This window comes from Roseateles sp. (assembly GCF_031397715.1).
Taxonomy (GTDB): Bacteria; Pseudomonadota; Gammaproteobacteria; order Burkholderiales; family Burkholderiaceae_C; genus Paucibacter_A.
The window spans coordinates 1-7438 of record NZ_JANNMI010000452.1 but is presented as its reverse complement, the minus strand read 5'-3'; the positions used below and the strand labels follow the sequence as shown (position 1 = coordinate 7438).

9 protein-coding genes are annotated in these 7438 nt (G+C 62.1%); 4 read left to right on the top strand and 5 right to left on the bottom strand.

What is annotated here, in order from left to right:
* Nucleotides 1–816, bottom strand: an 816-nt coding sequence (locus RMO57_RS19970; RefSeq protein WP_310389646.1) for a DEAD/DEAH box helicase, incomplete at its 3' end; no start/stop codon positions are given.
* Nucleotides 817–1197: 381 nt separating this feature from the next.
* A complete protein-coding gene (gene hemE / locus RMO57_RS19965) occupies nt 1198–2289 on the bottom strand; it encodes a uroporphyrinogen decarboxylase (RefSeq protein ID WP_310389644.1) in 1092 nt (363 codons plus the stop codon).
* A gap of 109 nt (nt 2290–2398) precedes the next feature.
* On the opposite strand from hemE, the gene RMO57_RS19960 reads away from it, so the two are divergent.
* From RMO57_RS19960 to RMO57_RS19945, 4 genes are all read left to right on the top strand, one after another.
* On the top strand, nt 2399–3271 hold the full coding sequence (locus RMO57_RS19960; protein ID WP_310389641.1) for a DNA ligase: 873 nt from the start codon (nt 2399–2401) through the stop codon (nt 3269–3271).
* 115 nt (nt 3272–3386) lie between these two features.
* Nucleotides 3387–4007, top strand: coding sequence for a LemA family protein (locus tag RMO57_RS19955; RefSeq protein ID WP_310389639.1), 621 nt, complete (start codon nt 3387–3389; stop codon nt 4005–4007).
* Nucleotides 4008–4014: 7 nt separating this feature from the next.
* Nucleotides 4015–4899, top strand: a complete 885-nt coding sequence (locus RMO57_RS19950; protein WP_310389638.1) for a TPM domain-containing protein — start codon at nt 4015–4017, stop codon at nt 4897–4899.
* A gap of 26 nt (nt 4900–4925) precedes the next feature.
* Entirely contained in the window at nt 4926–5426 is a 501-nt protein-coding gene (locus tag RMO57_RS19945) for a TPM domain-containing protein (RefSeq protein WP_310389636.1), read from the top strand.
* A gap of 142 nt (nt 5427–5568) precedes the next feature.
* On the opposite strand, the gene RMO57_RS19940 is transcribed toward RMO57_RS19945, so the two are convergent.
* The 3 genes from RMO57_RS19940 to RMO57_RS19930 all read right to left on the bottom strand — a co-directional run.
* Entirely contained in the window at nt 5569–5982 is a 414-nt protein-coding gene (locus RMO57_RS19940) for a type II toxin-antitoxin system VapC family toxin (RefSeq protein WP_310389634.1), read from the bottom strand.
* 316 nt (nt 5983–6298) lie between these two features.
* Nucleotides 6299–6565 carry a type II toxin-antitoxin system Phd/YefM family antitoxin gene (locus RMO57_RS19935; protein ID WP_310389632.1) on the bottom strand — a complete coding sequence of 89 codons (267 nt, stop codon included), beginning with the start codon at nt 6563–6565 and terminating at the stop codon, nt 6299–6301.
* Nucleotides 6566–6773: 208 nt separating this feature from the next.
* Nucleotides 6774–7438, bottom strand: a 665-nt coding sequence (locus tag RMO57_RS19930) for a polyphosphate kinase 2 (RefSeq protein ID WP_310389630.1), incomplete at its 5' end; no start/stop codon positions are given.

The window sequence follows — 7438 nt, the reverse complement described above, 5'->3', positions numbered from 1 at the left end:
ATGCTCCTCGTCGACGACGATCAGCCCCAGCCTCGGCATAGACGCGAACACCGCCAGCCGCGTGCCCAGCACCAAGTCGGCGTGCCCCTCATGCGCAGCCATCCAGTTACGCAGGCGCTGTGCCGGCGTCAAGCCGCTGTGCAGCGAGACCAGCACGCGGCCGCCAAAGCGCTCGGCGAAGCGGGCCTCCAACTGCGGCGTCAGGTTGATCTCGGGTACCAGCACCAGCACCTGTAAACCTTGCGCCAAGGCATGCTCGGCGGCACGCAGATAGACCTCGGTCTTGCCGCTGCCGGTGACGCCGTAAAGCAACACGGGCGGCGGCGCGGCCTTGCCCGCAGGCTCGGCCAGCAGCGCGTCCAGCTGCGCCAGCACCTGGCCTTGCGCCGGACTCAAGATCGGTTGCAGCGAGGCCAGAGCGGGTGCCGCCTGCTGCTCAGTCACCCATTTGCGCATGCGCTTCAGGCGCAGCTGCAAGGGCTGACTTTCCAGCTCCCGCAATTGCGGCGGCAATACCGACAAGGCCAACTCGCCCACGCCGCGCTGGTAATAGGCGGCCGCAAACTCCACCAACCGGCACCAGCTCGGACTGAGCGGCGTCAAACCCTCCAAAACGCCGAGCACGGCGCGCAGTTTGGCCGGGTCGGCATACTCGGCCGTGCCGGCAGCCGAAGCGCCGGGCCAAACAATACCCAGTAACTCGCGCTTGCCCAGCGGCACCCGCAGCAAACTACCCGGTGCCAGCTGAGTTTCAGACAGATAGTCGAGCGGCCCGCTGATACCGCTGTGCTGCGGCGCTTCAACGGCGACCCGCAAGCGATGTGGGCCGATTGACGCCGCCTCAGTCATGCCGTGCGGGCCGACCAAAATCAGGCTTTGATTGAAGATTTGCGCTTAAGTGCATGATTCCAAAGGACTCAGCAGGGAATCCACAAATTCTGTGGATAACTTTGTGGGAAAAGTTCTAAGAGTGAGTTTTCAGTCGGCTTGTCATCGCCAAGCCGTGTCGATGACTGTTCTCTTGCGAGTGGCGACACCCTCTTATAAATCAAGCACTTAGCCCACAATCGGGAAAACACTTAGCTGCAGCGCAATATAAAAACTCTGGCCGCCTCGCTCGCCCCAAACTGGGGATAAGTCCCCCACCCTAAGTGCTCACTTCACATTCAAGAAGCCATTTGGCTGCGTTTACTCGACTCAGTTCCCAGCGCGAATAAGCCGCGAATGCGCGTGCACCTCGTCCACCAGCACCGAAACTATTTCGGGCGGCGTGAATTGGCTGATGCCATGTCCCAAATTGAACACATGGCCGTCCCAGGTACCGTCGGCGCGCCGCGGGTTGCCGAAACTGTCGAGTACCGCGCGCACCTGCTCGCGCACCGCGTCGGGCGGCGCGAACAGCACGTTGGGGTCCAGATTGCCCTGCAGCGCCACCCGGTCGCCGACTTGGGCGCGGGCTTTGCCGAGATTGGCCGTCCAGTCCAGGCCCACCACGTCGGCACCGGCATCGGCCAATTCATCCAGCCAGAGCGAGCCGCCCTTGGTGAACAAGAGGCGCGGGATGCGCACGCCCTCATGCTCGGTCTTCACCTGTGCCAGCACGCGGCGCGAATAGTCCAGGCTGAAACGCTGGAACATGCCGTCCGCCAGCACGCCTCCCCAGCTGTCAAACAGCATCACCGCCTGCGCGCCGGCTTCGATCTGTGCGTTCAGGTAAGCGGCTACCGCATCGGCATTGAGCTTAAGGATGCGGTGCATCAGGTCGGGGCGCGCATACATCAGGCTCTTGACCTGGCGGTAGTCGTCGGAGCCGCCGCCCTCGACCATATAGCAGGCCAGCGTCCAGGGGCTGCCGGAGAAGCCGATCAAGGGCACGCGGCCATTCAGCGCCTTGCGGATCGAGCTCACGGCGTCGAACACATAACGCAGCTTCTCCATGTCCGGCACCGCCAACTCGTTGACGGCGGCCTCGTCGCGCACGACTTTAGCGAACTTGGGGCCTTCGCCGAGCTGGAAGGACAAACCCAGGCCCATCGCGTCCGGCACGGTCAGGATGTCGCTGAACAGAATCGCCGCGTCGAGGTCATAGCGCTCCAGTGGCTGCAGCGTCACTTCGGTCGCGTAGTCGCGGTTGGTGGCCAGGCCCATGAAGCTGCCGGCCTTGGCGCGGGTGGCGCGGTATTCGGGCAGGTAGCGGCCGGCCTGACGCATCAGCCAGACGGGGGTGTGGGCTGTGGGCTGGCGCAGACAAGCGCGCAGAAAAGTGTCGTTCTGAAGTGGTGCATGCATAGTGCGGCGATTATCCGATGCGCCGCACCTATTCTCAGATTTGATGCTGACGGCTTTGCGGCTGGTCAATACAGCAGTACGCTCGCGCGTGGTTCGTTGGAGGTATGCCATGCACAGACGCCGATTCCTCGCCGCCTCGGCTTTAGGTCTTTTGCTGACGCGCTATGGCCGGCCAGCACTGGCCGCCGGTAGCAATAACAGCAGCAACATCCTGCTCGCCAACGTCTATCACGACGGCATAGACCCCGCCGACTATTGGATCAGCGAGAAGCTAGACGGTGTGCGTGGGGTCTGGGATGGCAAGACCTTGCGTCATCGCAGCGGCAATCCGGTGCATGCGCCCAAGTGGTTCACCGATGCACTGCCGCCGGTGCCGCTGGATGGCGAGCTGTGGATTGCGCGCCAGAGTTTCGACAAGCTCTCCGCCATCGTGCGCAGGGATCTGCCCATTGATGAGGAATGGCGACAGGTCAAGTACATGATCTTTGAAATGCCGGATGCGCTTGGCAGCTTTACCGAACGTATCGCGCTGATGCACGCCGCCATCAGCAAGGCCCATGCGAATAGCAGCGCGCCTTGGCTGCAGCCGATCGCGCAATTTCGCATCGCCGACCGTCAAGCGCTGGCGGCCAAACTCAAAGAGGTCGTCAAGCTCGGTGCCGAAGGGCTGGTGCTGCACCTTGCCGACGCGCCCTACCTGACCGGCCGCAGCGATGTGCTGCTGAAACTGAAATCGATGCTGGATACCGAGGCGACCGTCGTCGGCCACATGCCCGGCAAGGGGCGCCATCTGGGCAGGATGGGATCTTTGCTGCTGGAGACGCCTGAAGGTCGGCGCTTTCGCATCGGCACCGGATTCTCCGACGCGGATCGTGCCAATCCTCCACCCATTGGGTCGGTGGTGACTTATCGTTACCGCGGTCTGACTTCGACCGGCTTGCCGAAGTTTGCAAGCTATCTGCGGGTGCGAGAAAGCTTCTGAGTCGGCGCGCAGCTGATGAGGGCGTCAAGACGCTGCGATACTGCGCCCGTTCTTGAATCTGATCACTGCAACACCACCTGTGGGGTGGTTCCCATCACCGACCGGAGGATTTCAAATGATTTCGACCTTGCTGAAGCGTGGCGCCGTCGCCACCACCTTGCTGGCCGCTACCCTAACGCTGTCCGGCTGCGGCTACAACCAGTTCCAGACGCTGGACGAACAGGTCAACGCCGGCTGGTCCGAGGTGTTGAACCAGTACCAACGCCGCGCCGACTTGATCCCCAACATCGTCAACACCGTCAAAGGCGAGGCCAACTTCGAGCAGGAGACGCTCACCAAGGTGGTCGAGGCGCGCGCCAAGGCGACCAGCATCCAGGTCACGCCCGAGCTGGCCAATGACCCCGAGGCGATGAAGAAGTTCCAAGCCGCGCAGGGCGAGGTCTCCAGCGCCCTGAGCCGCTTGATGGCGATCACCGAGAACTACCCTAACTTGAAGGCCAATCAGGGTTTTCAAGACCTGCGCGTGCAGTTGGAAGGGACCGAGAACCGCATCACCGTGGCGCGCAACCGCTACATCAAGACGGTGGCCGAGTACAACGTGCACACCCGCAGCTTCCCCAATAACCTGACCGCGATGGTGATGGGCTACAAGGTCAAGCCCAGTTTCACGGTCGAGAACGAGGCCACCATCAAGGTGGCACCGACGGTCAGCTTCGACAAAGCCCCCGCTAAGTAAGCTCGTTATGCTGGGCCGACTGCTGTCGCTTATATTGGGTTTGTGCCTGGCCTTGCCGGCCTGGGCGCAGGATGTGCTGCCGGTGCCGGGCTTGAGCGGGCGTGTGATTGACCAGACCGCCACGCTGACGCCGGCGCAGTTGGAGGCGCTGACCGCCAAGCTGGCCGCCTTTGAGCAAGAGGCCGGCTCGCAGCTGGCGATCCTGATCGTTCCGACGGTGGCGCCGGAGGACATCACGTCCTACGCGCAGCGCGTCGGCGAGGCCTGGAAACTGGGCCGCAAGGAGGTCGGCGACGGCATGCTGGTGGTGGTGGCCAAGAACGACCGCAAAGTCCGCATCGAGGTGGCCAAAACCTTGGAGGGCGCGGTGCCCGATCTGGCGGCGCGAATGATCATCCAGAACGCCATCACCCCGGCCTTCAAGAAGGGTGACTATGCGGGCGGCCTGAATCTGGCCGTTGACCAGTTGGCTATGCGCATCCGCGGGGAAGAGTTGCCGGCGCCCAAAAAACAGGGTGGCCAGGGGCAACAAAGCAATGGCTTCAGCTTTGAAGAATTGGGCGCGCTGTTCTTCATCGGCGTACCGGTGCTGGGCGGCATTCTGATCGGTATTTTTGGCCGCAAGCTCGGCAGCGTGCTGACCGGCGGTGCGGCCGGCGCGCTCGGTTGGTTTTTGATGTCGAGCTTGCTGGTGGCGGGCCTGGCCGGCATTGCGTCGATGATCTTGGTGGGCGTGATGGGCGTCGGCTCAGGGCGCCGCGGCGGGGGAAGCGGCGGCCCCATTATTTGGGGCGGCGGTGGCGGCGGTGGTTTTGGCGGAGGTGGAGGTGGCGGCTTCTCGTCCGGTGGTGGCGGCGATTTTGGCGGCGGCGGCGCCTCGGGAGACTGGTAATGCCTCAGCAACAGCACAAAGGCTCCATGCTCGGCCGCTTACTCAAGCATCGCTGGATCGATCACTCGGACCTTGCACGCGCGCTGCCGACGAGCGCCATTGAAGGGCTGGAAAGCGCCATTCGCGCCAGTGAGTCGCGCCATAGCGGTGAAATCTGCGTTTGCGTGGAAGCCGGCTTGCCGCTGTCCTATTTGACCAAACGCCTGAGCGCTCGCCAGCGCGCGGTGACCCTGTTCGGCAAGCTGCGCATCTGGGATACCGAGTCGAATAACGGCGTCTTGATTTACTTGCTGATGGCCGACCATGCGATCGAGATCGTGGCGGACCGCGGACTCAATGCGCGCGTCAGCGCGGCGCAATGGGCACCTATCGTCGAAACGCTGCGGGCCAGTCTGCGTAACGGACAATTTGAGCAGGGTTTGCAAGCGGCTGTGGCCGCTGTTGACGCGCTGCTGCAGGCCGAATTCCCGTTGGCACCGGGCGAGAGCAATCCGAATGAATTGCTGGATGCGGTGGTGATTCTTTAGTCCTTGTGGGTTGGACCTTGCTGTACTCGGCAAGCTCCGCTTGGCCGCAGGCAGGCGGCCAATCCTTCGCTAGGCACAAGTCAGCCCGCTGGGACTGCCTTGTGTCCGAGCTCCGCCCCCAACTGAATAGGCGGGTTCGAGCTTATTTCCGAGCCGCTGCAAACGGATTCAATACGCTCACCCCAAAGCCCTTGAAGTCCGCCACATTGCGCGTCACCACCGTCAGCTTGTGCAGCTTGGCAGTGGCGGCGATCATTGCGTCCTCGTAAAGCGTATCGGAGGTTTTGTGCATCAGCCGTGCCCATAGCCTGAAAGCGGGTGCATCCATAGCCAGCACATTGAAGGTGCCGGAAATCAGTTCCAGCCACTGTTCAAGCACGACGGCTTTCGCTTCGTCTTGCTCGCGCGTCAACTCGATACCGGCTTGAATCTCGCCAATCGTGACGACCGAAATGTACAACTCGGCGTCCGGAATGGACTCAATCCATGCCAGCACCGCGCCATGTGGCTTGGGCTTGCGAAGCTCCGAAACCACATTGGTGTCAAGCAGGTACACCTCGCTTACCCTAGATTCGGCAGTTGAAAGCGCCCGAAGGAGTCGTGCCGGGACTTGCTGGCAAGGCGCGACGACGAAGTGGGCTCCTGCCCACGTAGGCTAAGCCCGGACAGAAACAGTCCTGTGGACTGCTTTTGCCTGGCGAGGGCCTGGGATCAGTGATCCCAGGCGGAGCAACGCAGATCAGCGAGCTCCGGCGCGGCTCAGGCGGGCGATTAGCGTTTTCACCCAATTGGTGAATCAGGTAAACATGAATGTTCTTAGTGTTCATCGATGTTTGTTCACATTGGGGAGCGGTCAACTGCCGAATCTAGGTTTACCGCAATGCCGTAGGAGTGCGCCGCTTAGCCCGGCCCGGCAGGCCTCTGGCGGGCACCAGCGTCTCGGTCAGCGCTTGGCTCGAAAGCAATAGCTCCTTCAGCGTGGGCTGAGCAGAAGCTCGAAGCCGACGCCATTCCTCGGCCGGCACCAAAACCGCTGCCTCGGCACCACGCTTGGTGACCATTTGCGGCCCCTCGGTCAAGCATCTTTCAAGAAACTCACTGAACCGAGCCTTCGCGTCCTGTACGGGCCAAGAGTTCATAGCGCCACCTCCAACTGACTAGTGTGCTGACCAGTTTAGCAGTTGACATCAATGCGTCTCATGCATTCATCCCCTTCATCCCCTCCATCCTGGCCAAAAATTTCTTCAAACCGATCAAATCGATTCCAACTGGCTCGCCCGAGCAGCAAGAAATTGAGCCTGGAGAATTGCCATAAAGGGGATGAGAGCGCCAAAAACCGCAGCTGACTCAGCGGGTCTTGCTTGCTAGATTGATCGGTCGGTGCCTGCTGCCGAAATGCTCCAGCAGGGGTTTGTGAGCCAGCGGCCCAAATTTCAACTTAGGCTGTGGCACCGTCACATCGGGCAGATGCTTCAGCAGGTGGCGGATCAAAGCCAACCGCCCGCGCCGCTGGTCATTGAAGTCCACCAGCGCCCAGGGCGCATGGCGCGTGTGGGTGGCATTCAACATCACATCGCGGGCCTCGCCGTACTGCTTGTACAGGCGCCGCGCTTCCAGGTCGATGGCCGACAACTTCCAGCGCTTCAGCGGGTCGGCCAGGCGCTCGGCGAAGCGCAGCTCCTGCTGCTCCTGGTCAACGCACAGCCAGTACTTGAACAGCAGCACGCCGTCATCGGCCAACATCTTCTCAAACACCGGCGCTTGCTTCAAAAACGCGGCGGTTTGCGTGGGCGTACAAAAGCCCATCACCGCCTCGACGCCGGCGCGGTTGTACCAGCTGCGGTCAAACAGCGCGATCTCGCCGGCCGCCGGCAGATGCGGCACATAGCGCTGAAAGTACCACTCGCCGCGCTCGCGGTCGCTGGGTTTACCCAAGGCCACGGTGCGGCATTGGCGCGGGTTGAGCGTCTCGGAGATGGCTGAAATCGCCCCGCCCTTGCCGGCTGTGTCGC

Excerpts from the sequence above, each read along its gene's own strand:
- hemE (WP_310389644.1), bottom strand. The coding sequence starts at position 2,289 with ATGCATGCACCACTTCAGAACGACACTTTTCTGCGCGCTTGTCTGCGC.
- RMO57_RS19960 (WP_310389641.1), top strand. The coding sequence starts at position 2,399 with ATGCACAGACGCCGATTCCTCGCCGCCTCGGCTTTAGGTCTTTTGCTG.
- RMO57_RS19955 (WP_310389639.1), top strand. The coding sequence starts at position 3,387 with ATGATTTCGACCTTGCTGAAGCGTGGCGCCGTCGCCACCACCTTGCTG.
- RMO57_RS19950 (WP_310389638.1), top strand. The coding sequence starts at position 4,015 with ATGCTGGGCCGACTGCTGTCGCTTATATTGGGTTTGTGCCTGGCCTTG.
- RMO57_RS19945 (WP_310389636.1), top strand. The coding sequence starts at position 4,926 with ATGCTCGGCCGCTTACTCAAGCATCGCTGGATCGATCACTCGGACCTT.
- RMO57_RS19935 (WP_310389632.1), bottom strand. The coding sequence starts at position 6,565 with ATGAACTCTTGGCCCGTACAGGACGCGAAGGCTCGGTTCAGTGAGTTT.